At 57.9% G+C, this 22,648-nt stretch carries 29 protein-coding genes and 1 other annotated feature; of the genes, 26 read left to right on the top strand and 3 right to left on the bottom strand.

Going from position 1 to position 22,648, the window contains the following annotated elements; translation table 11 throughout:
• Positions 1 to 67: 67 nt before the first annotated feature.
• The 24 genes from TC41_RS08825 to TC41_RS08715 all read left to right on the top strand — a co-directional run bounded on the left by TC41_RS08825 (position 68) and on the right by TC41_RS08715 (position 19,208).
• A complete protein-coding gene (locus TC41_RS08825; protein ID WP_041695259.1) occupies positions 68 to 1,057 on the top strand; it encodes a 3D domain-containing protein in 990 nt (329 codons plus the stop codon).
• Between the two features lie 235 nt (positions 1,058 to 1,292).
• Complete coding sequence (locus TC41_RS08820) at positions 1,293 to 3,080, top strand: phospholipase C (RefSeq protein ID WP_237699886.1); 1,788 nt, start codon at positions 1,293 to 1,295, stop codon at positions 3,078 to 3,080.
• 141 nt (positions 3,081 to 3,221) lie between these two features.
• On the top strand, positions 3,222 to 4,193 hold the full coding sequence (locus TC41_RS08815) for a hypothetical protein (RefSeq protein ID WP_014464688.1): 972 nt from the start codon (positions 3,222 to 3,224) through the stop codon (positions 4,191 to 4,193).
• Between the two features lie 223 nt (positions 4,194 to 4,416).
• A complete protein-coding gene (radC, locus tag TC41_RS08810) occupies positions 4,417 to 5,118 on the top strand; it encodes a RadC family protein (RefSeq protein WP_014464687.1) in 702 nt (233 codons plus the stop codon).
• Between the two features lie 16 nt (positions 5,119 to 5,134).
• Complete coding sequence (locus TC41_RS08805; RefSeq protein ID WP_014464686.1) at positions 5,135 to 6,169, top strand: rod shape-determining protein; 1,035 nt, start codon at positions 5,135 to 5,137, stop codon at positions 6,167 to 6,169.
• 23 nt (positions 6,170 to 6,192) lie between these two features.
• Positions 6,193 to 7,059 (top strand): rod shape-determining protein MreC, encoded by an 867-nt coding sequence (mreC, locus tag TC41_RS08800; protein WP_041695256.1) that lies wholly within the window; start codon positions 6,193 to 6,195, stop codon positions 7,057 to 7,059.
• The gene (mreD, locus tag TC41_RS08795; RefSeq protein ID WP_014464684.1) at positions 7,056 to 7,577 is read left to right on the top strand and encodes a rod shape-determining protein MreD; all 522 of its coding nucleotides are present in this window, start codon (positions 7,056 to 7,058) and stop codon (positions 7,575 to 7,577) included. The genes mreC and mreD overlap by 4 nt, the downstream gene beginning before the upstream one ends.
• Before the next feature lie 91 nt (positions 7,578 to 7,668).
• Complete coding sequence (locus tag TC41_RS08790) at positions 7,669 to 8,361, top strand: septum site-determining protein MinC (RefSeq protein WP_041695255.1); 693 nt, start codon at positions 7,669 to 7,671, stop codon at positions 8,359 to 8,361.
• A gap of 5 nt (positions 8,362 to 8,366) precedes the next feature.
• Complete coding sequence (gene minD, locus TC41_RS08785) at positions 8,367 to 9,161, top strand: septum site-determining protein MinD (protein WP_041695254.1); 795 nt, start codon at positions 8,367 to 8,369, stop codon at positions 9,159 to 9,161.
• Positions 9,162 to 9,224: 63 nt separating this feature from the next.
• Positions 9,225 to 10,091, top strand: a complete 867-nt coding sequence (locus TC41_RS08780) for a murein hydrolase activator EnvC family protein (protein WP_041695253.1) — start codon at positions 9,225 to 9,227, stop codon at positions 10,089 to 10,091.
• Complete coding sequence (locus tag TC41_RS08775; protein ID WP_041695252.1) at positions 10,088 to 10,996, top strand: site-2 protease family protein; 909 nt, start codon at positions 10,088 to 10,090, stop codon at positions 10,994 to 10,996. Before TC41_RS08780 ends, TC41_RS08775 begins: the two co-directional genes overlap by 4 nt.
• Positions 10,997 to 11,011: 15 nt before the next feature.
• Positions 11,012 to 11,092 (top strand) — a sequence feature (ribosomal protein L21 leader region).
• A 10-nt stretch (positions 11,093 to 11,102) separates the two neighbouring features.
• Positions 11,103 to 11,417 (top strand): 50S ribosomal protein L21, encoded by a 315-nt coding sequence (rplU, locus tag TC41_RS08770; protein ID WP_012811120.1) that lies wholly within the window; start codon positions 11,103 to 11,105, stop codon positions 11,415 to 11,417.
• Positions 11,414 to 11,734, top strand: a complete 321-nt coding sequence (locus TC41_RS08765) for a ribosomal-processing cysteine protease Prp (protein ID WP_014464679.1) — start codon at positions 11,414 to 11,416, stop codon at positions 11,732 to 11,734. Before rplU ends, TC41_RS08765 begins: the two co-directional genes overlap by 4 nt.
• A 58-nt stretch (positions 11,735 to 11,792) precedes the next feature.
• Positions 11,793 to 12,098, top strand: a complete 306-nt coding sequence (gene rpmA, locus TC41_RS08760) for a 50S ribosomal protein L27 (protein WP_041695251.1) — start codon at positions 11,793 to 11,795, stop codon at positions 12,096 to 12,098.
• Positions 12,099 to 12,173: 75 nt separating this feature from the next.
• Positions 12,174 to 12,632 carry a Spo0B domain-containing protein gene (locus TC41_RS08755; protein ID WP_041695250.1) on the top strand — a complete coding sequence of 153 codons (459 nt, stop codon included), beginning with the start codon at positions 12,174 to 12,176 and terminating at the stop codon, positions 12,630 to 12,632.
• Positions 12,633 to 12,636: 4 nt separating this feature from the next.
• Entirely contained in the window at positions 12,637 to 13,917 is a 1,281-nt protein-coding gene (obgE, locus tag TC41_RS08750; protein WP_014464676.1) for a GTPase ObgE, read from the top strand.
• A 49-nt stretch (positions 13,918 to 13,966) separates the two neighbouring features.
• The gene (locus TC41_RS08745) at positions 13,967 to 14,296 is read left to right on the top strand and encodes a Mov34/MPN/PAD-1 family protein (protein ID WP_237699885.1); all 330 of its coding nucleotides are present in this window, start codon (positions 13,967 to 13,969) and stop codon (positions 14,294 to 14,296) included.
• Between the two features lie 103 nt (positions 14,297 to 14,399).
• Positions 14,400 to 15,356 (top strand): ATPase, T2SS/T4P/T4SS family, encoded by a 957-nt coding sequence (locus TC41_RS08740; RefSeq protein WP_041695248.1) that lies wholly within the window; start codon positions 14,400 to 14,402, stop codon positions 15,354 to 15,356.
• 22 nt (positions 15,357 to 15,378) lie between these two features.
• Positions 15,379 to 16,383: a type II secretion system F family protein gene (locus TC41_RS08735; RefSeq protein ID WP_237699884.1), complete on the top strand. Its 1,005-nt coding sequence runs from the start codon at positions 15,379 to 15,381 to the stop codon at positions 16,381 to 16,383.
• A 103-nt stretch (positions 16,384 to 16,486) separates the two neighbouring features.
• On the top strand, positions 16,487 to 16,771 hold the full coding sequence (locus TC41_RS15410) for a prepilin-type cleavage/methylation domain-containing protein (RefSeq protein ID WP_237700137.1): 285 nt from the start codon (positions 16,487 to 16,489) through the stop codon (positions 16,769 to 16,771).
• Between the two features lie 4 nt (positions 16,772 to 16,775).
• Positions 16,776 to 17,249: a pilus assembly FimT family protein gene (locus TC41_RS08725; RefSeq protein ID WP_041695247.1), complete on the top strand. Its 474-nt coding sequence runs from the start codon at positions 16,776 to 16,778 to the stop codon at positions 17,247 to 17,249.
• On the top strand, positions 17,246 to 17,584 hold the full coding sequence (locus TC41_RS16450) for a hypothetical protein (RefSeq protein ID WP_158306736.1): 339 nt from the start codon (positions 17,246 to 17,248) through the stop codon (positions 17,582 to 17,584). The genes TC41_RS08725 and TC41_RS16450 overlap by 4 nt, the downstream gene beginning before the upstream one ends.
• Positions 17,475 to 17,891, top strand: coding sequence for a PulJ/GspJ family protein (locus tag TC41_RS17295; RefSeq protein ID WP_374952850.1), 417 nt, complete (start codon positions 17,475 to 17,477; stop codon positions 17,889 to 17,891). Before TC41_RS16450 ends, TC41_RS17295 begins: the two co-directional genes overlap by 110 nt.
• A gap of 93 nt (positions 17,892 to 17,984) precedes the next feature.
• Complete coding sequence (locus TC41_RS08715) at positions 17,985 to 19,208, top strand: IS256 family transposase (protein WP_041695246.1); 1,224 nt, start codon at positions 17,985 to 17,987, stop codon at positions 19,206 to 19,208.
• A gap of 662 nt (positions 19,209 to 19,870) precedes the next feature.
• Here TC41_RS08715 and TC41_RS15885 read toward each other — a convergent pair.
• Both TC41_RS15885 and TC41_RS15880 read right to left on the bottom strand, forming a co-directional pair.
• The gene (locus tag TC41_RS15885; protein WP_014464666.1) at positions 19,871 to 21,004 is read right to left on the bottom strand and encodes a site-specific integrase; all 1,134 of its coding nucleotides are present in this window, start codon (positions 21,002 to 21,004) and stop codon (positions 19,871 to 19,873) included.
• Positions 21,001 to 21,486, bottom strand: a complete 486-nt coding sequence (locus TC41_RS15880; RefSeq protein ID WP_081462269.1) for a helix-turn-helix domain-containing protein — start codon at positions 21,484 to 21,486, stop codon at positions 21,001 to 21,003. Before TC41_RS15880 ends, TC41_RS15885 begins: the two co-directional genes overlap by 4 nt.
• Positions 21,487 to 21,664: 178 nt before the next feature.
• On the opposite strand from TC41_RS15880, the gene TC41_RS15875 reads away from it, so the two are divergent.
• Together TC41_RS15875 and TC41_RS08700 are read left to right on the top strand one after the other, a co-directional pair.
• Complete coding sequence (locus TC41_RS15875) at positions 21,665 to 21,904, top strand: helix-turn-helix domain-containing protein (RefSeq protein WP_308727026.1); 240 nt, start codon at positions 21,665 to 21,667, stop codon at positions 21,902 to 21,904.
• Between the two features lie 157 nt (positions 21,905 to 22,061).
• Complete coding sequence (locus TC41_RS08700; RefSeq protein WP_041695805.1) at positions 22,062 to 22,301, top strand: helix-turn-helix domain-containing protein; 240 nt, start codon at positions 22,062 to 22,064, stop codon at positions 22,299 to 22,301.
• A 4-nt stretch (positions 22,302 to 22,305) separates the two neighbouring features.
• Here the strand turns inward: TC41_RS08700 and TC41_RS15870 are convergent, their stop codons facing one another.
• Positions 22,306 to 22,551: a helix-turn-helix domain-containing protein gene (locus tag TC41_RS15870; RefSeq protein ID WP_081462321.1), complete on the bottom strand. Its 246-nt coding sequence runs from the start codon at positions 22,549 to 22,551 to the stop codon at positions 22,306 to 22,308.
• Positions 22,552 to 22,648: the final 97 nt, after the last annotated feature.

The raw sequence follows: 22,648 nt of genomic DNA, 5'->3' as shown, positions 1-22,648 counted from the left end.
CAATCTCGTTATACTGTCCGCAGCCCGACCCCCTATCCGTGAGGGAAAAACGGAAAGAGGTGAGGGAGTGCGTCTACCAAAGTCGAAAGCCGTGGTGGCGGCCGTGACGGCGGCAGCCGTCGGCTTTGGCGGTGCGGGCACGGCAGTTGCAAGCACCTACAAGACCATCACGGTGTCAGACAATGGGCAGCGCAAGGTGTTGCGTGGGTTTTCGACCGGAACCTTGGAAGAATTCCTGGAGCAGCACGGAGTCCGCATCGGCAAAAGGGACCGCGTCAGCCCGGCACTTGATAGCTCTGTCGTCAATGGCGAGACGGTGACCATCGAGAGTCCCAAGGAAGTGACGTTGGACGTCGAAGGGAAGAAGGAGACGGTCTTTACCTTCGCCAAGACCGTGGGAGAGCTCTTGCAGGGCGAACACATTGAGCTCACGCCGCAGGATCGAATGAACGTCAAGGTGACAGACGCGATTCGGCTTGGCGAGACCATCGAGATCCACCGTTACGTGACGGAGACCACCACCCAGACGCAGGAGATACCGTTTCAGACCATACGTCGCAGCACGAGTGAACTCCTTCGAGGACATGTCCAGTACGTGACGCACGGTGTGAAAGGGTTGCTGGAAGTTCAGACGACGCGCGTCTATCGGGATGGCAAGTGCATTGCCACACGGGTGGTCAGACGGATCGTGCGGGAACCTATCGATGCGGTGGTCGAGGTCGGAACGGCCGAGCCGAAGCCTGTGCAGGCGACGCTCGCGACAAGGTCTACCAATCCGAATCCGGGGCTCATCCGCGAAGCGCTGACGGTTGTGGCTACCGCGTATGTGGCGGGTGGCACAACCGCAACGGGGGTGCCAGCTGAGCCGGGCGTCATCGCGGTAGATCCGCGGGTCATCCCACTCGGATCTCGGGTGTACATTCCGGGAATTGGCGTGTGCATCGCCGCCGACACGGGATCGGCCATCGTGGGCGACCGGATCGACATTTGTATGGCCTCTCTCTCGCAAGCGGATGCGTGGGGGGCTCGCACCATCACGATTTACGTTCTGGGGTAAACCGCGAACGGTATAGGGGTAAGGGTGATGCGGGGGCTTTGTGCCCCCTTTTCTTTTTCGCCCAAGTGAAACATGAGATGGATCTCCTTGCTCAACACCAAATCTTTTCGCCCTCTTCACCTTCGATTCATATTCTTTCAACAATTCCAGGTTACATTCGGCTCGTGTAACCAATAGGGGAGGGGGTTCACCCACTGTGAAAGCCAGACGATGGTGTTCTGTCTTCGCGACTTCCGTGGCCCTGCTCACGGCAATGGCCCCGCAGGCGCTCGCCAGCGACACGGCCGCGCCGTCCGTCACCACGGCGACACCGATTCACCATCTCGTGGTCATCTTTGACGAAAACGTCTCCTTTGATCATTACTTTGGCACGTATCCGAATGCCGCCAATCCCGCAGGCGAGCCGCCCTTCTACGCGGCCCCTGACACGCCGAGCGTCAACGGCCTTTCGGGCAGTCTCCTCACGAACAACCCGAATGGCGCGAACCCGCAGCGCCTCGACCGCTCTCAGGCCGTGACGCCCGACATGAATCACAACTACACGCCGGAGCAACAGTCGGTCGACGGTGGCCGCATGGACAACTTCATCAACACCGTAGGCCGGGGGAATCCCATCGATCTCGACTACTACGACGGAAACACCGTTACCGCCCTGTGGTACTACGCCCAGCACTTCGCGCTGAACGACAACGCGTACTGCACGCAGTACGGGCCGTCCACGCCCGGCGCCATCAACCTCATCTCGGGCGACACGGCCGGCGCGACGGTCTATTCGTCCAATGAGACGACGGGTACGGCGCAGGTGGTACAGCCGGGCAGCAAAAACTTCCCGACCAACGCCGTCACCCAAAACGGCGTGGACATCAGCGATATCGATCCCTACTACGACAGCGCCTCCAAGGGCATGACCATGGCCATGTCTGGCAAAAACATCGGGGATCTGCTGAACGCAAAGGGCATCACGTGGGGCTGGTTCCAGGGCGGCTTCGCCAATCCCAACGCGAAAGACAACAACATCGCGGGCACGGACGAGACCACCGATTACAGCGCACACCACGAGCCGTTCCAGTATTACGCGTCCACTGCCAATCCCAATCATCTGCCGCCATCTAGCGTGTCCATGATCGGACACACGGATCAGGCGAACCACCAGTACGACATCACGGACTTCTTCATGGCGCTTCAGAACGAAAATATGCCAGCCGTCAGCTTCCTCAAGGCGCCCGAATACGAGGACGGCCACGCGGGTTACTCCGATCCGCTCGACGAGCAGCGCTGGTTGGTTCAGACCATCAACCAAATCGAGGCGTCGCCGGAGTGGTCTTCCACCGCCATCATCATCACGTATGACGATTCGGATGGTTGGTACGATCACGTCATGCCGCCGCTTGTGAATGGGTCGAATGATCCGGCTGTGGACGTCCTCGGCGGGAAGCCGGTGTTACAAAACGGCACCGATCGCGCCGGCTATGGCCCTCGCGTGCCTTTCCTGGTCATTTCGCCGTACGCCAAGCATAACTTCGTGGATAACACCCTGATCGATCAGACGTCCATTCTCAAGTTTATTGAGCAAAACTGGGGCCTCGGTTCACTCGGGCCGGCGTCCTACGACACCCTGGCCGGATCGCTGATGAATATGTTCGATTGGCACTTGAACAATCCGCCCGTCTTTCTGGATCCCACGACGGGTGAGCCCGTAACGCCGGATGCGCAGCCGCAAATCCTGCGCGGTGTGACCTACCTGAGCTTGAATCATTACGCCCAGAACCTCGATGTCATCCTGCACGCAGAAAACGGCGTGGCCCGTTTCTCGTACCAAGGCCACGATGTTGCGATCGACGAGCGCTCGGGCATGGTTACCATCGACGGCAAACCAGTGCGCCTGAAGGCGCCGCTGATTCGCTCGAACGGCGTGTGGATGGTGCCCGTGGACGAGATCGATCCCCTCATCGGGGCGCAGATGCACACGTACACCGCCGGGAACCTCACGTTCTATCTCTTCTCTCCCGTAGACACGGAATGAACCTCTCGCCCCTCGCGCGCGTCCTTCCTGCAGAGGGAGCGCGCGGAGGGTTTCCTCCCGCTGAATCTCTCGAAACTTGCATACCGCCTACTTCCGGCTCATAGACTAGCCGTGACTCTCACGTGAAACGGCCGGGAGGCGGTGGAATTGAACGCATCGAACCCGATTCATAGCCACGCAGATCGCAAACCGCCATCGCACACGGTTCGCGTTCGCATGGGGACGCAGACCTGGACCGTTCCCGATCGCGGCATGGCTTCCGAGAAAGGCGAACCGGTGCTCCGGATCGAGCGCCGCCGCGCCCCCATCACCCTTACCGCGATGCGCGCGCGGATCGAGGAAGCGCGATCGCCGTCAACTTCGCGCTCACGCTTGAACCGCGTCATCGCGGCCATGCGGGAGTGGATCCTTCCGGCGGGAGAGGGGCGTTTTCGAGCTGGGCTGAAGACAGGATTGGCGAGCGGGATGATGCTCGGCTCCCTGGCGCTCGTGGGATTTCATCAGCTTGCAGCACCGGGGGCCCATGTGTCGACTATTCGAACGGAAGCGCGGGGACAGTCCATCGGGGGAGTGGCAAGTCCCTCCACGTCAGTCGCGTATCCCGGGCTGTCCATCGAGGTCGCCGTTCCGCTGCGGTCGACGAGTGGCTCAGCATGGCTCGCGTTGACGCCTGTTGGCATCCGCCATGTTTTGAAGGTGGCAGGTTTGCGGCCAAGCGACTACGAGATTCAGGCGGTTCGACTGCGCGCGGGGGAAGCGACGTTTTCGGGCGTACTCCCCCCGGGCGTGGTCAATCAGGACGAAAACGCACTCGCGACCGCGGAAAGTGCGCTGTTGGCGGCCGTGTCCTGGGCTGCCGATGGGGGAAGGCAAGTCGATGCCGGGCGAGCGCTCGAGAATGCGCTCGCCATCTCACCGGGCGTCTGGCGCGCATGGCCGGGCGATGAAGGCCGCGTCGCGGGTGATCTGCATCAGGCGCTTCAGGGGCTTCTTGCCGCCGTTCGTCAAGGGAATGCGCGCAGCTCGGAAGCCTTGGCGGTGCGGGCGCTCGACGACTGGATTCAGTTGTGCGGATGGGCCGGCCTCACCGAGTTGTCGAAAATGAGCCATTGACGAACAGTGTCGAACATGTTCACAATAGTACCGTCGCGGTATGCTCGCAGTGTGAACCGATGAGTCCCGCGATCCGTTGCAGGTTTCGTAGCGCTTTCGATCCGTCCGGACGCACCGGACCCTTTTTTTGGGTCTTCAACTTCCGTATCATCGTTTTCCTGCAGCCGTTTGTCCCCATCCGCTCGTTTCCGTATGCTCAGGTCATCCAAGGAGACGAGGTGGGATGAACGTGGACTGGGATGTGTGCGTTGCTTCGGAATTGGAAGATGGCCCACGCGAGCGCCTGATGCGTCTCGGACCGAGCGCACTGCGCGTGGACGAGCTTTTGGCCTGCATCATGCAGTCGGGCAACGGGAAGCAGAACGTGTACGAGATTGCCCAGTCGCTTTGTCGCCATTTGGGCGATTTGGACAGGCTTGCGGATCTCGAGGTGGCGGAACTGCTCACCGTTCCCGGCATCGGGCCTGCCAAGGCCGTGCAAATTGCGGCGGCCGTCGAGTTGGGCAGACGTGTGGTGCGAAAGCCACCCAATGACAAACGGCAGATTCGCACTGCGGAGGACGCCGCAAAGTATGTGATGGATCGACTGAGGTATCTTAAAAAGGAACATTTTGTAACACTTCTTCTGGACACGAAACACCGAGTCCTGGCTGAGGATATGTCGTCTGTGGGCAGCCTGGATGCTTCTATTGTACATCCGCGCGAGATCTTTCGCCGTGCAATCCGCATCAGCGCTTCGAGCATCTTGTGCATACATAATCACCCCAGTGGCGACCCATCTCCTAGCCCTGAAGATATTGCGGTCACAAGGCGTCTCGTCGAGGCGGGGCGGATACTCGGCATCGCGGTGCTGGACCACATTGTGATAGGCGATGGGCGATTTGTAAGTTTGCGCGCGGAAGGGTATATGGATTCCACTTCATGAGAGGAGCCACCGTTGAATGTTTTCCGTAAGGGATATGGGTGTCGATTTGGGTACGGCGAACACGCTGGTCTACGTGAAGGGCAAAGGAATCGTGTTGCGCGAGCCTTCGGTTGTGGCGATTCGCACCGATACCGGGAGCATTGAGGCTGTGGGCGCCGAGGCGAAGCAGATGATCGGTCGCACGCCGGGCAACATCGTCGCGGTCCGCCCCATGAAGGACGGCGTGATCGCCGACTTTCAGACCACGTCGGCCATGTTGCGCCATTTCATCCGTCAGGCGATGAAGACGAAGTCGTCTTGGGCCGGGAAGCCCCGGGTGATGATCAGCGTTCCTTCCGGCATCACCGCAGTAGAGCGGCGCGCGGTCGAAGATGCGGCCCTTGAGGCGGGCGCCAAGGATGCGCAGGTCATTGAGGAGCCGATGGCTGCAGCCATCGGCGCCGGGTTGCCGGTCGGCGAACCGACTGGCTCGATGGTGGTGGATATCGGTGGCGGCACGACGGAGGTCGCAATCATCTCGCTCGGCGGCATTGTGACGTCCAAGTCGATTCGCGTGGCGGGCGACGAGATGGACGAGGCCATTATCCAGTATGTGAAGAAGACTTATAATTTGATGATTGGCGAGCGAACCGCCGAGGACCTCAAGATTCAGATTGGGGCAGCCGACGATCTCGACGAGGAACGTTCGATGGAAATTCGCGGCCGGGATCTGCTGACCGGCTTGCCTCGAAACGTGACGATCACGTCGAAGGAAATCAGCGAAGCGCTATCCGATACGGTGCTCGCCATCGTGGACGCGGTGAAAGTGACGCTGGAGAAGTCGCCGCCGGAGTTGGCTGCCGATATTATGGACCGCGGCATCGTCCTCACGGGCGGCGGAGCGTTACTTCGCAACCTCGACAAGCGGCTGGCCCGGGAAACGGGCATGCCCGTCCTCGTCGCGGAGAACCCGCTGGATTGCGTCGCCATCGGTACGGGGAAGGCGCTGGACAATTATGACGTGTATCGCAAACGCTCGGCCGCGATGCGGCGGGCCCAAGGCCGAGCGTAAGGTGATGGAGAAGAGGGATACCCGTGTCCCGATATTTGACGAGTCGCCGGCTGTTCCTGATCCTCGGCAGCCTCATCGTCCTCATGATTATCGCGGGACTGACGTTGTCGCAGACGGGACGCCGCGCGACCTTTCCAGAGCGCGTGTTGATGGACATCCAGAGCGCCGTGTCCGGAATCGTGTATCGCCCGGTGAGCAAGCTGACGGGGTTTTTTGCCGGTCTGTCGAACCTCCGTCAAATGTACGAAGAGAATGCCGCGCTGAAACAGGAGATGGAGAACTACCAAGCCTTGCGCGCCGAACTCGCGGATGCTCAGGCCGAGAATCAGCGCTTGGAGACCATGCTCCACTTTTATCGCCGCACGGTTAACCAGCTGCATGAGATTCCGGCTGTTGTGGTGGGACGCGAGCCATCGGAGTGGAATTCGGCGCTCACAATCGACGTGGGCAGCGCGGACGGCGTGCAACCAAACATGGCCGTGGTGGCGCCGGACGGGAGTCTCGTGGGGCGCGTTGACACGGTTAGCGCGCACAGCGCCAGAGTGGTGCTCATCACCGACACAGAGTTGGGAGATGGCGTCTCGGCGCTCGTCGAGGCGAGCCATATGCAGCCCTTCGGCGTGGTCACCGGGTCCACCACAAACCCCGGTGAGCTCAACCTGGACTTCCTCGGCCAGATCATCCAATTGCCATCCTCTCAGCTCGTGGGCGATGAAGTTGTGACATCGGGGCTCGGCGACGTTTTCCCCCGGGGGCTGGTGATTGGCACCATCACGAAAGTGGTTTACGGCGCGCACAACACCGCGAAATCTGCGATTGTCCAGCCGGCAGCTCCGATGGACTTTCTACAGGACGTATTCGTGGTGCGGGAACAGGGGAGTTCACCGTGAAGGCCGCCATCGCATTCGTGACCCTGTGGGTCGGCCTGATTCTCCAGGCTACGCTGTTCGAGATTCCGCCGATGGACGCCATTCATCCGGACTTCGTGCTCGTGATTCTCGTCCTCCTCGCGCTGTTCCGTGGCGCGAATTTGGCGATGGTCTTCGGGATTGCGATTGGCCTCATCCAGGATGTCTGCTATGGCCCGTTCATCGGACTCAACGCATTCGCGTACGGGTTGACCGCCTATATCGCGGCCGCAGTCTTCAGCCAGTTCATGCAGAAGAATCTTGCTATCGCTTTCCTGACCACGATGGGTCTCAGTTTCGTGCATTCGTGGTTGACCTACGGTTTCATGCGCTTGTTTGAATTGACAAGTGACTCCATCCAGTTCGCGATGTCTGCGTCGCTCCAGGCGATGATGGTCAACGGTGTCGTTGCGCTCGCCTTGTATCCGTTGTACAGCGCGTGGTTTACCCGCCCTCGGCGGCGCCGATATGATGCTTTGCACACTACGGATTCGCCCTGAACTCGCTGATTTCGTTGATGGGAAGGAAATCGGCGATTTCAGGGCGAATATTGCCTGTTGGGCGATCGCGCCATCCTGGAGGGAACAGCCGTTGATTTTAGAGAGTGAGCCGCTGATGGATCATAGGCCGCCCGTGACGGTGAAGGGCACGCGCGAAGGTCTCACGTTCCTGTTGGACGAGCGAGCGGACGTGGAACGCGTCTGCGCGTATCTCGAGACCCTCATCACGGGTGAAACCGGGAAGCTGTTCGAAGGCCCCACTGTGGACGTCTATGTCGATTACGGCAAGCGAACCTTGACCCCCCAGGAGACCTGGCGCATTCTAGACGTGTTTCGGAAGCGAGACAACTTCCTGGTGAGGGCTTGGGGCAGCACTCCGGAGGCGCGGGACGCATCGCGCCGTTACCACGACGCGCGCGCGCAACACATCTATCACGGCTTAGTGAGATCGGGGCAACCCCTGTCCTTTGACGGGGATGTCGTCATCATCGGAGACGTGAACCCGAGCGCCGTGGTGGAGGCGACGGGCGACATCTACGTGTTCGGCCGCCTTCTGGGCATTGCTCATGCGGGCGTGGGCGGCGATGAAACGGCCATTGTCGCGGCCGCGGAGTTTGCTCCCATGCAAATTCGCATCGCGGATGTGGTCAGTCGTGCGCCTCAGATGCGCGCGACCATGGAGTACGCCTATTTGGAAGGCCGGGAGATGCGCGTAGCGGAAATGAAATACTTTCTTCCATGGCACAAGCTCCGAAAACGTTCCGGCCGTGAAGAGCGGAGGTGAAGCGAGTGGGCACCGCCATTGTGATGACATCCGGCAAAGGCGGGGTGGGCAAGACTACAACGACGGCCAATGTATCGACAGCGCTCGCCCTCCTTGGGAAAAAGGTGTGTATGGTGGACGCCGATATCGGGCTGAGGAACCTTGACGTCGTGATGGGACTGGAGAACCGGATCATCTACGACATCGTCGACGTGGCCAACGGCGACTGTCGGCTCGAACAGGCGCTCATCCGCGACAAACGATTTGAACACCTCGTCTTGCTCCCGGCCGCGCAAACGAAGGACAAGCGCGCGCTCTCTGTGGAAAAAATGGTTGAGTTGGTGAATGAACTCAAGCGGTCGTTCGATTTCGTGATGATCGACTGTCCCGCAGGCATCGAGGAAGGCTTTCGAGTGGCTGTGGCGCCGGCTGATATGGCTATCGTCGTCACGACGCCCGAACACACAGCGGTACGGGACGCAGACCGCGTGCTCGGACTGCTGGAACGGGATAAGGTCGGGGAGCCGAGGCTTATCGTCAATCGCATCCGGCCAGACATGGTGAAACGCGGAGACATGTTGGATATCGACGAGATCGTGCAGGTCTTGGGTTGCGATTTGCTCGGCGTGATTCCGGATGACGAACGGGTCATCCGAAACAGCAACCGCGGTGAACCCGTCGTATTGGACACCGCCGTCCCGGCCGCAACGGCATATCGCAACATCGCGAGGCGAATCCTCGGCGAATCCGTGCCGCTCATGCACCTCGAGGAAAAATCGGGACTTTGGGGTCGCTTCCGCAAGTGGGTGGGCGGTCGGTAACAAGCCATGCGCATACCTGTCCTCCTCATCGCGTACAGATGTTGTAGTGAGAGGAGGACGGGTATGCCGCGAAACTTCGGAGCCTGGCCGTGGAAACGACAGGAGCCTTCAGGGGCGGACGATTCGAACGGTATGGAGGTCGGTTCCCGCCAAGCCCCCAATCGTTGGACCATGGGCGACGCGGGCGGCGAAGACTGGCCGGAGTCGCCGCTTTCCCCCTACGGGTCAGCGGACGACGACGGCGGGATTCGGCAGGTCGAGAGCGCAACTTGGCTTCGTCCTGTGCGATTGCGATCTTCGAGATCGGCGCGCGGGTTCCAGCCTCATGAGGCCGGCAACCCGAGCCAGGTGCGCCGTGCGCCTCGATTGACGTGGCAGTTCTTCGGCGCGCTGATGCTCGTAGCCGCGGGCTACGCGGTGGAACACGATCCCCGAATTCCTTCGCCCATCGCCGCCCATGCCATCGATGCGTTCGATGCGGACTACACCTATCGCGTGCAACCTGTGCTGGATCGCCTGTTGGCGTCGCTTCGTGTCCGTCACATTTCGCTGGGCGTGGTTCAGGCTGCGGGCATGCGGGCGCCTGTCTTCGGCCGCGTGGTCCAGGGCTACGGCCCCAATCATCCGGAAGTCTGGGTGCAGGGAGACGCTGGCGATCCAGTGCAGGCAGCGGCGCCTGGTACCGTTCTCGGCGTGTATGAGACGGGTCACACGTATTTGGTGAAGATCGATCACGGCATGGACGGGATCGCGCTATACGGCGGCTTGGGTTCCGTCGCGGTGCACCCGGACGATGTCGTCCTCGCCGGGCAGGAGATTGGGACCTTGCCGAGCCACCCCGCTCATCCCGTGTTTCGTTTTTCGCTCGAGAAAGACGGAAAATTTGAGAATCCACAGCGATGGATCTCCTTTGCAGGGGGAAGCGCATGACGTCTGGCCGGGCGAGGACTGTGCGCCAAGGGGTGCGGGTGAGCATTCACCCGCTCTTTGTGTTGTCGGCGTTGGCAGCCTGTGTCGCACACATGGCCCTGCACGTGGCCATCCTGTTTCTGTGCGTCCTCCTGCATGAGTTGGGGCATGCAGCGGTGGCGCGCGCGCTGGGCTACAAAGTGGCGGTAATTCAGCTTTTGCCGTTTGGAGGCGTCGTGAAGCTCGCAAACGGCGATCTGGGGTGTGTCCCTCGCCATGAAGCGTTGGTCGCCATCGCCGGACCTGTGGTCAACCTCGGACTGGGATGGCTAGGTCTCACGCTTGCAGCGAGCGGCGTTTCGTCGTCCGAATCGTACCGCGCCTGGGTGACGCTGAATCTGTGGCTCGCTGTGTTCAATCTGCTTCCTTGCCTTCCCTTGGACGGCGGGCGGCTGTGGCGGTCGAGCCGAAGCCGCAGCGTGGGGTACGCGCGCGCGACGGAAGGAGCATATCGAATGGGCTTTGTGATCGCGGCGTTATTGATGGCCCTCGGCGTGATCGCATTCTTTGCGGGAAGGCCGCACCTTGGCGCGCTTGTCCTAGGTCTCTTTCTCGCCGTCTCGGCGTCGCAAGGCCTGAGAGACCTGCGCGTGGACCTCGTTCGCTTTCTGGACGCCAAGCGCAGGCGGTCTGAACCGGTCGCACGTGCGCGTTCGCTCGTGGCACGGATGGACACGCCGATTCGGCATGTGGTTCGACAGTTTGCACCGGATCGCGTCCATATGGTCTACGTGCTCGACGATGAAGACCGGGTCGTCGATATCGTCGAGGAATGGGAGATTGCCGAGGCAGTGTTCTCCGGAAAGTGGGATACACCGGTGGGCGAACTGTCGAATCCTGGCGTTGTGGATGTTTCAAAGTTGTGATACAATGCTTCGAGTGCATCACTGTAACCGCATGCCGCCGGCTTTCAAAGGCTGCGCGCCTTGCAGCCTGCCGGAGCAGCGAGTCTGAGTGAAGGAGCGTTGTCGGATGTACGCGATTGTGGAGACTGGTGGGAAGCAGTACAAGGTGAGCCAGGGCGACACCCTCGTCGTGGAGAAGCTCGAGGGTGAGGTCGGATCGGAAATCGTCTTGGACAAGGTCCTTCTCGTTCAGAACGAAGGCCAGGTCCAGGTGGGCTCGCCTTATCTTCAAGGGGCGAAGGTCGTCGCGAAGGTCGTGGAACACGGCCGAGGCGAAAAGATCATCGTGTTCAAGTACAAGCCCAAGAAGAATTACCACAAAAAGCAGGGTCATCGTCAGCCGTACACCAAGCTCACGGTGGAGTCCATTCAGCTCGCATGATCGAGTTGGACGTCCTCCTGCGCGGTGAAGGACTGGAGGGCTTTCGCGTTCGCGGTCACGCGGGTTACGCGGAGGCGGGGCGCGACATCGTCTGTGCGGCCGTCAGCGTGTTGGTGTACAATTTCATCAACTCGGCGGAGCGGTTTGCGGATACGCCCCTCGAGGTGCGAGATCGAGGCGATGAATTGTCGTGTCGCTTTCCTCCGGCGCTGAATTCACGCGCAAAGTTGTTGTTCGATAGCATGCTGTTCGGGATCGAACAGGTCGCGGAGCAGTACCCGGACCATGTGCGCATTCGACACGTTCGTGCGCGCTAATCCGCATGCCACCACAGCTCCGCATGCGATAGAAGAGCGACGGAAAGGATGATCCATGATGTTGCGACTTGATTTGCAGCGTTTTGCGCACAAGAAGGGCGCTTCCTCCACGCGGAACGGCCGCGATAGCATCTCCAAGCGACTGGGTGTCAAGGAACCCGACGGCAAGGTCGTGCACGCTGGCAGCATCCTCGTGCGGCAGCGCGGCACCAAGATCCATCCCGGCCGCAACGTCGGCATTGGAAAAGACGACACGCTGTTCGCGAAAATCACAGGGCAGGTGCGCTTCGAGCGGTTTGGCAAGGGGAAGAAGCGCGTGAGCGTCTATCCTGTCGCCACGGAGGCGGAAGTCGTCGGCAAGTGACGAAAGTCTGCGGCGAGGCAGTCTGTGCGCAATAGCGCTTCAGATTGCCTCTTTTCTGTTGGAGGAGGGTGGTCTGTGTCTCATAGCTTGGAGCACGCGACCGGTCTAGAATCGTTTCGGCGGCATCGGCACGATGTGTTGAACCAGCTCCAAATCATTCGGGCGCTCATTCAGATGAATCGCGCCGATCGCGCGATAGCGGCCATGGATCGACTGGCCGAATGGTTGCAATCGCTCGGTCGCGTCCAGCAAGCGGTTGGCTCAAGCGCGGAACTCGTGGTGTGGACGCTTGCGGCATGTCCTCACGTGGTCGTGGACGATATCCTTGTCGAGGAGGCGCCTGACGGCGACACTGTTGTACAATGGATCTCGTTCTTGACCGAGCTCGAGGAGCGTCTGGCACTTGGGGGGAGATCGCTCCGGATGAAGCTCAGAGTGAGCTCGAACGCACTCTGGGTCGCGTGGGACGCTCGCGATCTTGAGGTCGCAGATTGGGAAGAACGTTATGTGAGGATTCACTTTGCAAGGGGGTGATGATGTGTTCGTCGATCACGCGGTCATTTACGTGAAAGGCGGGAACGGCGGCAACGGCATTGTGTCGTGGCGTCGTGAAAAATATGTCCCGAAAGGAGGGCCGGCGGGGGGCGACGGAGGCCGAGGCGGCGATGTGGTCCTGGTGGTGGATGAGGGGCTGCGCACGCTCATCGACTTTCGGTACCAACGTCACTTTAAGGCGAAGTCCGGCGAACCCGGAGGTCCCTCGAATCGACACGGAGCGGATGGCGAGGATCTCGTGATCAAGGTTCCCCCAGGGACCGTTGTGCGCGATCGCGATACAGGGGAGTTTCTGGGAGACCTGGTTCGTCCGGGAGACCGGCTCGTGGTGGCGAGAGGCGGCCGCGGAGGGCGTGGGAACGCGCATTTCGCCAATTCCGTTCGCAAAGCTCCCGAAATGGCTGAGAAGGGAGAGCCTGGAGAAGAGCGCGTCATTGAACTCGAACTGCGCGTGTTGGCCGACGTCGGGCTCGTTGGGTATCCCTCCGTGGGCAAATCCACGTTGCTTCGCGCGATGACGCGCGCTGAACCCAAGGTTGGTGCGTACCCGTTTACCACACTTCATCCTGAGCTCGGCGTGGTAGAACTGGGGGACGGCCGTTCGTTCGTGATGGCCGATTTGCCCGGGCTCATCGAAGGCGCACATGAGGGACGCGGACTCGGCCATCAGTTTCTGCGGCACATCGAACGAACAAGGGTGTTAGTCCACGTGATCGACATGGCAGCTGTAGACGGACGCGATCCCGTCGAAGATTACCGCATCATTGAGGACGAGCTTGCAAAATACCGGGCGGAACTTGCGGACAGGCCTCGGGTCGTGGCGGCTAACAAGATGGATTTGCCCCACGCAACTGAAAATTTGGCGCGTTTTCGGGCTGCCTATCCTGAGCTTGAGGTGTTTCCGCTATCGGGTGCTACGCATCAAGGAATTCAGCCGTTCGCCGAACGACTGTATCAGCTGGTGCAGGCCACAGCGGTGCCCACGTCGGCAGAAACCTCGTCCACAGACGAAGCGGCGCGCAAAGTCTATCGCCTACCCGATGAGAAACCGCTCAAAATTCGAAAAGAAGACGGCGTATTTGTTGTTGAACATCCTGAGATAGAAAAACTTGTGAAGATGACGAACTTCGATCAGTACGATGCAGTAAAACGATTCCAGCGCATCATGCAGGCGCGCGGCGTGGACGACGCTTTGCGTGCCCACGGTGCGAAAGACGGCGATGTGATTCGCATCGGGGATATGGTGTTCGACTTTGTGGACTAATGTTTCCCTGTCCTTTCCGGAGGAACTGCGGCCATTCTTGGAGACCCACGTGCGGCAATCCCTTCCAGCGGAATGCGCTGGCCTCATTGTGATCGCGCGAGGGCGGCCGTGGGCCGTGGCGCTGCCCATCGTGGCAAGCGCCATGGGGTTCGCGGTCGAGCCGAGCGCGTGGATTGAGATTCTTACGAGTCTACATCGCCACGGCATCGAGATTTGGGCCACGTATCACAGTCATCCTGGAGGGCAACTGTGGCCAAGTCGTCGCGATCACGTCCTTCGCTGGACCTCAAAACGGCTTCTTCTGCTCGCACCGTTGGGTGAACGAGTGGCCATCGCTCAGTATGAGTGGCGTGAATCCCCTCACCAGCGGTCCTCATAAGATTCCCCGTTCGATTTACAAAATCATCAGAAAGATAAATTCCAGAAAACAGGAAGTCGCGCTCGCTTCGCGAATTCTTTGGGCGAAGGGAGCGTGAGAATGCATGGAGCGATTTGCAGCGGTTCAGGTCGTCGATGCAGTTCTGAGCGCAGCGATTCGCGCATGCGCGAGCGACGTTCATCTCTATCTGATGAACGGACGTTTAGAGGTCTCGTTTCGCCTAGGCGGGAAGATGATGCCGTTTATGAGTGGAATCGCGTTCGTAGAGGAGACTGTACGTCGTCTCAAAGCGCTAGCACGTATGGACGTCACGGTCCGACACCTGCCGCAGGAAGGTAGCTTTCAATGGATAGCAGACGGGAAGATGGCACACATTCGCGCGTCTTGTGTTCCTATCTTTGGAGGAGAATCTCTCGTTTTGCGCTTCTTTCATCCGGGGCTTTCAGCGAACCTGCTGGAGGGCCTCGGTCTCTCGCAGGAATCGCTGTCCCGCATTCGCGGCTGGTTGCAACGTGATAGCGGGTTGATCGCGCTCGCAGGTCGCACGGGAGCCGGGAAAACCACCACAGCTTATGCGATGCTAGAACACTTGCTCCATCAGGGGCGAATCGTTTTTACCATTGAGGACCCTGTGGAAGTTCGAGTGCCGGGATGTCGCCAGGTCGAAATCCAAGAAAAACATGGTCTCACGTTTGATTCGGCGCTTCGAGCTATGGTTCGGCAGGATCCCGACGTCATCTTCATCGGTGAAGTCCGCGATGAGGTCTCTGCGGCGGCAGCGTGCCGGGCGGCGATGACAGGGAGGCTCGTCATCGCGACGGTTCACGCGCGCAGACCGATGGGTGTGGTATCGCGGTTTCTCGACTTGGGGGTTCCGGTGTCCATCTTGGAAGAAGTCTTGAGCGGAGTTGTGTTTGTTGAGTCTGCGGGGCACGGCGGCCGTACCTATCGTGTCCTGGGTGTGGATCGGCTGTTTCATCATGAGAACGGAACTCAGGCGATATCCGGCCGAGTGCCAAGCAAATCGAGGGTGGGGAAAGGCTTTGCGTCGGCGCACTAGAATTCGTTTGCGTCGCGCGCTCGTGCGATTGGCACGCTTGCCCCGCGTGGAGCGCGAGATCGCCTTGTGGATGATGGAATTTTCGAGCATGCTCCAGGCGGGGGTCGACGTTCGTTTGGCCGCTTCGACGCTTCGTTCGAGCAGCGCGTATGTGGGCGTGGCTCTATCGGAAGCGGTCCTCGAACAAGTAGAACGCGGTCAGCCCTTGGTGCAAGCATTCGCGGAGTGGGTTCGAGAAATGGATTGGGTGGGCCTTGCCGCGGCCGAACGAGCCGGGGCATTTGCCGAGGGGATGCAGCGCGTTGCGTCACGCATGATGGAACGTGTGCGATGGCGTCGGGCGCTTGTGAAGCAATTGGCCTATCCGCTCATTCTCTTATGCGGGACGTATGGGCTCTTTGGGTTCATGATGATCGCGATTCTTCCTACGCTCCAGAAACTTGCCGCGCTGACTCCAGGAGCGGCAGCGCATCGAGGTTGGACGCCGACGACCCTCTCGGGCGCAAGTTTGTTGATCTTCACCGCAGGGCTTGTCGTGGTTGCCGTTGCCCTCTTGATCAAGAACCGTTGGCCCTCTGCGCCCATCCGCCCGCCGTTTGATCGGCTCATTCGCAGAATGCGCACGGAGCGCCTAGCGGATCAACTTGCTTCGCAACTCGAGGCCGGCATTGGGGCGTGGGATGCTGTCGCGTGGATCGCCGGCCGGCGTGGCGGACTTGGTCGCCAGATGAGGGTGGTACACGACCGAGTTCGGCGGGGCGCCTCGCTCTGTGAAGCCTTCGCGTCGATTGGACACGTGCTCGATCCCCTCTTTTTGACACTGGTCGAGGTCGGAGAAATCACGGGCGAAGTAGCGGATCGGCTGCGAGAAGGGCAGCGTCTCATGCAATGGGATGTCGTTCATCGATTGGAGTCCATCGCACAAATCGCAGAGCCCGTTGCCGTGGCTGTGATGGGCCTCGTGGTTGGCGTGATGGTGTACAGCCTTATGGTGCCGATGTATCAAGCCATCGCGCGCCTGTCTTAGCTTCGAGGAGGTGTGATGGTATGCAACGGATTCCGCACAGGGGAGCTTCCCGCTCGGGAGGAAAACCACAGGGTTCAGCCTGATTGAGATCATGATCGCGGTCGTGATCATTGGCATTCTGATTGTGATGATCACCCCGCAATTATTGCGGGCGTCTGGTAGGGCTCAAAACACGGCGTGCGCGGGCAATGTGCGCACAATTTCCGCAGCGTTGGCCGAATATCAATTGATCCACGGGCAATTGCCAACTGGAAATTCCGTTCAGCAAATTCAAGCACTTGTTTCTGACGGTTTGCTGTCCAACGATGCGTTGTCCGGCAATTACGTCATCCAGGACTCGGACGCCAATAACATTGCCGTTACGTGCCTGTCCCCTGGAGGGATGTGACCGGATGGGGCGTGTTTGTTGCCAACCTGTTCATCGACAAGACCAGGGTGGATTTTCGCTGCTTGAGGTCATGGTGGTTCTCTCCCTTTACGCTGTTTCTGTCGTGATGCTGACGGGATCGCTGGTTTCGTTGGAACGGGGCATGGCACTTCGGGCCACGGCATCCACCTTATTGGCTCAGATGCGTTCCATGCAAAATCTGGCATCCACAAGTGACACCTTCACAGAGGTGTGGCTGGACCCTTACGACACAGGATATCGGCTTCTTCAGGGGACTCAGACGCTCGAGTCGGACGCTTTCGCGCTCGGTGTGAACTATGTGGATGGGTACCTTCAGTTGCCGGCACACGTCATTTCGTACGACAACCTCGGCAATGCGCAGGTGGCCGGTGTCATCCGACTAACCGATGGGCAGCGCGAAGACGACTTGCATCTGTATATGGGAACCGGGTGGCAGATGGGGGGATGGACTGCATGATGCTGTGGGAGAACCTGTTTGCTGCGCTGATCCTGGTCATGCTGATTCCAGCGATTTGGCTGTCTCAGACTCACGCGTATCTGGTTTTGGAAAAGGTTGTCTCGATGCAACAGATCGAAGCGGCAGAGGTACGCGTGATGGAGGATGTGATGCATGGTAGTTCGATTCCACAGAGTGTGCAGGAAGCCGGTCGCGTGTATGCAGTTCACTGTACACAGGTGCCGGATGCACAGGCTCCGGCATGTCAGGACCAAATGGTCACGCTGGATATCGGTGAAAGTGCCGTTCAAACGATCGTCATCCCGACATGTACACGGGGGATTTTCGCTTCTTGAAGCCATGGTTTCAATTTCCATCGCCTCACTTGTCCTTCTCACCTGTTCGATGACAGCTATCGCTGTCCTGAGAGGTGCAGGCCGCGTCAGTCAGGTTGCGGAGGATTGGGCGGTTTTGGACAGTGTGCGCCGCGTCACCTTGGCAGATGTTCATGCGTCCTCGAGCGCGAGTGCCTTTGGCGCAAGCCTCGTACTTCGGGAACTGAGTGGGGCTCTCTATACCTACTATTTGAATGCGAATCACCAACTCGTCCGTGTCAAGGCAGGAGGTGGGACGGCTGTGAGTCGTGTCCGGTATCATGTGTAAAACGGATGGTCCAGGTGACATAAAATGAGCATCCGGCCCTCTTTGGTAGAATGTGAGACGGAGAAGAAACCACTTCACCAGGAGGGATACCGGATGGCTCAGTACCAGATTACCGTGGACGACGCGATTTTGGAAGGGCTCTTTCAGCGGGATGGAGGGGTGGCCAAGCTCGTCGAAAGCGTCGTCAATCAAATTCTCCAAGCGCAGGTTCAAGAGCAGTTGAAGGCCGCACCCTACGAGCGTACAGAGGAGCGAAGGGGTTACCGCAATGGGACCGTCACGCGCACGCTCACCACACGGGTGGGGCGGCTCGTGTTACGTATGCCGAGGGTTCGAAATGGCGAATTCTCAACCGAGCTTTTTGCTCGGTATCAGCGTAGCGAGCAAGCCTTCCTCCTTGCCTTGATGGAGATGGTGGTGAACGGCGTGTCGACTCGAGATGTGGCGAAGGTCACGGAGCAGTTGTGTGGCACGTCCTTCTCGAAATCGACGGTTTCGGATCTGTGCAAACGCCTTGACCCGATCGTCCAGGCGTGGAACCAACGAAGCCTCGCCGAGCACCGCTATCCGTTTCTGCTCGTCGATGCCCTGGTCCTCCGGATTCGGGAAGACGGACGCATCCGTTCGCGCGCGGCTTTGATTGCCGTCGGTGTGAATGACGAGGGGTATCGAGAGATTCTCGGCTTGATGCTAGGCAACAGCGAATCGGAATCGAGTTGGCGGGAGTTTTTCGCTTGGCTGAAGCAACGCGGTTTGAGCGGCGTGGATATCGTCGTGTCCGACAGTCACAGCGGACTCGTCAAGGCGCTTCAGACCGAATTTCAGGGCTCGACGTGGCAACGGTGCCAGACCCATTTCATGCGCAATCTCTTGGACGCCACACCCAAGGCGTTGCAGGAGGAGGTGTACCAGCAGGTACGCGCGATCCTCGATGCGCCGGATCTGAAGACCGCGCGGTTGCTCAAGGAGGCATTTGTCGAAGCCTATGCAGAGAAAGCGCCGAAGGCGGTGCAGGTGTTGGAGGATGGGTTTGATGATGTCACCGCGGTTTTGGTGCTACCTGAGCGATATCGGCGGCGTTTACGCACCACCAACGGTGTCGAACGGCTCAACGAAGAAATTCGGCGCCGCGAGCGCGTCATTCGCATCTTCCCCAACCGGGAATCGGCGATCCGTCTGCTGGGGGCGTTACTGATGGAAATCGACGAAGAATGGACGACAGGGCGGAAATATCTCAACATGGACGAGTATGAGGCATGGAAGAAGGCGCAACAGGCCTGGAGAGAATCAGCTCAGGCTTGTGCAGCAACGGCCTAAGTGCTCACCGCTCCATTCGCCGAAGAGGGCAATTTTACACACAATCTCGGACTTGACCCGGCTGTGATTGCCACCGATGTCCGGGCCTTCTCGGCCTCGCAGAAGTCCGCTTCCGCGGGATGGTTACTCACCATATCTGTCCAAACGCTAGATGGTCAGAGCCTGTCGTGGGACGTTGGAAATGGGGGGTGAGGCGTCGCGATGAGGTATCACTACGGGTCCAACCAAGACTCGGGGTTTGTGATATGGTACGTATTGGCTTGCACTTCCGGTCTAGCGCTGATCGCTGCCGCGACCATGGTGACGGGTTCGCTCGCTCTCCGTTCCGAGGCGAGAAATCTGACTTTTCTCCAGTGTCGGGCAGTTGCATTCGCGCTTGCGCGACCAGTCGAGGATGCGTTATCCCAAGGAGGACACTTGCCTGCGTTTCTACAGGTTCGTGTGGCGAATCATCTAGCTGTTCTGACGAGTTCGACATCAGGTAGGCAGGTCAGCGTTTCGATCCGAGTGACAGAGGGGACTGTCTCGGATACAATGTCTATCATACACCTAACAAAACGTGATAGAATCGAAAAGCTAAAATGTAGCTTAAAATAAGGCATCTACACTGACAAACCTCGTGTTTGCAAGGCTGCTCGCAAACAAAATGCAAACCTTCGTGATTACGAAGTATTTTTGTTACTGATAAGACTGGCAAAGTCTTCGGCAACCTCGCGATGCAACGAGGGCAGAACATGTGAGTACGTATCCATAGTAATGCTAATGTTCGAGTGCCCCAATCGTTCGCTAACTACCTTAGGGTGCACTCCCTGCAAAAGTAACAGCGACGCGTGTGTATGTCGAAGATCATGAAATCTAATTTCCGGAAGTCCAGCCCGCTTAACCGCGCGTCTCCACTGTTTTTGCAGCGAACTAAGCCGAATAGGTTCGCCATCCGGACGTGCGACCACCAAATCGCGGTCATGATATGAATCTGCATAAAGTCGTTTTTCTTGTTCTTGGAACTCGCGATGACGCAGCAATTGAACTTTGACATTGTGGGAGATGGCTATAGAACGATTTGAATGGTGAGTTTTTGTTTCTAGGAACATTGCTTCGCCATCCACCCAACTAAATGTCCTGGTGACGTGGATGATGTTTCTCTCAAAGTCGATGTCGCTCCATCGAAGCGCGAGGATCTCTCCCTTTCTCATACCCGTGTAAATCGCTAAGATGAAAACCGTGTAGTATCTCGAATCGATACTCTGATTTGCAGTGAGAAAGGTTCGGATCTGCTCAGGAGTCCATATTGCTAGCGTCCGCCTAGGAGAGCGAGGTAGCTCGACAGCTTCCGATGGATCGCGAGGTATGAGCCCCCACTTGAGAGCTCTCTTTAAAGCATTTCGCAAAATACTATGAATGGTGCGTATTGTCTTCGCTTGTAGCGGTGGAGTTTTTTGTTGTAACTTGCGGTACATAGTTTGTATATGATCGGGGCGAAGATCAGATAAATTAAAGTGACCTATCATCGGTGCAATGTGTATCGTCACAATACGCGAATAGAGTTGAAATGTAGTGGGTTTAACGTGTAATTGCTTATCGAGCAGCCAATCTTCAAGAAGCTTTCCGACAGTCATATCGCTTGTGGAAAGTAACCCGTTATTTAACTCCTGAAGTTTAGCTGCAAGCGCTCGTTCGGCTTCCTTCTTTGTTGCAAAACCACTAAACCATTTTTGTTTTCTTCTTCCTTGTTCATCTCGACCGACATCAATAACAAAACACCATTTATTCCCTCTCTTGCGGACGTGACCTCTCAAGGTCGTTGCTCCCTCAACATCTCCAAATAATCTAGGAAAGTAATGGTCTCTTTTCCGTGGCTGTTACTAATTCCGGTTTCGTTCTTACCTTGTTCGCTGGTGATGTGACTCACAGGGTTTAATTCATCAGATATTCGGCCCCTTCGTTCGAGAATCCGCGCTAACTGCAATAGAACTTTAGCATCATTTTCGGACAAATTGCGGAATCGTTCAAGCAGTTCCTTTTCATCTTTCGAAACCAATACTTCCGAGGCGTATCCTTCGTTCTTGCCGTCCGTGCGACCTAACAAATAGTCCACTGATACATCAAAGAGATCAGCAATCTTGATTAAGGTTTTCGCGTCGGGTGTTCTTACCCCACTTTCGTAACTAGATACTGTAACTTTGGAAATATTCAATTTGCGCCCAAACTCTTCTTGCGTCCAATTTTTCATCTGTCTAAGCAATCGGAGTCGAGAAGCAAGTGCAGGTATCGAAGCCAAGAGATTTATACCCCCTTAGTCAAATGTTCGCGATACGTAGTATAGACCAACAAAAATGAACCTAAACCTTGTTCACGAAACGTATGATAAATGCTATTGACACATCACTATCGTGAACATAGAATAGTGGTAACGGATGGAGAAAGATATAACAAACTTGGCTGATGGATAGGCGGTGATGAAATTTATGAGTAATCATGGGAGTAAGGAGATTCAAGGTATCGAAACATCTTACTTGCCCCCAATTCTTACGATGGAAGATGTAGCAAGATATCTACGTATCGGGAGAACTAAAGCCTATGAATTAGCCTATCGTCCAGATTTTCCATCTGTGAGAATCGGGAAGTACGTACGAGTGAATCGTGAAGCTTTCTTAAGATGGTGTGGACATCCTGACTATCAGGAAAGCACTAACTAAACAACTAGTATGGTGGTCCCCACCCGCCCGCCTTGGGAATGGCGGGGCGAGGCGCGGAGGTGGGGAAGGGGAACTCACGTTTCACAGAATACAAGCGAAAAGCCGAATCTACAATATCTAGGAATATTCCTAAAGGAGGTGATTGGAGACGGAGACGATGTGGCTTGGACAAGCCCTTCGCATGCTGAGACTGGAGGCCGACGTCACGCAAGAGTACGTGGCCTACTGCGCAAGGACAACGCAGGCGCAGATCGCAAGGGTAGAGCTCGGTACACGGCAACCGACGCTATGTGTGCTGAGGGGCTACGCGCGGGCGACGGGGGATCCCGAGGCGGTGATGAGGATCTGCGAGGCGGCGATCCTGGGGCTGGAGTACGACGACGCAGTGAGCGCGTAGCGTCCTATGGATCCCGGTCGGATGAGGAGTTGCGACGCGGTGGCGTAGGGTCGTCGGTGAGGCCGACGAGGTAGTCAATCGAAACATGGAAGTACTTCGCCAGTTCGATGAGAACTTCGGCGTCGGGAAGGCGACCAGCTTCGTAGTTTTGGACCGCACGCACATGGAGTCCAAGTTCGCCAGCAAGTTGTTTTTGAGTGAGTCCAAATTGCTTTCGCAATGCGACAAGTCGCTCTGAAAACTTCGGCATCATAATCACAAACCCTTGACACGCACAATTGTGCGTGTATGATTAAGAGCAAGAACACACACGATTGTGCGTGTTCAATGCAAAGAAGGTGGTGAAA

The sequence above is a fragment of the Alicyclobacillus acidocaldarius subsp. acidocaldarius Tc-4-1 genome (assembly GCF_000219875.1).
Lineage (GTDB): Bacteria > Bacillota > Bacilli > Alicyclobacillales > Alicyclobacillaceae > Alicyclobacillus > Alicyclobacillus acidocaldarius_A.
Note: the sequence above shows the minus strand (reverse complement) of the source record. Positions and strands in the feature narration are given on the sequence as shown.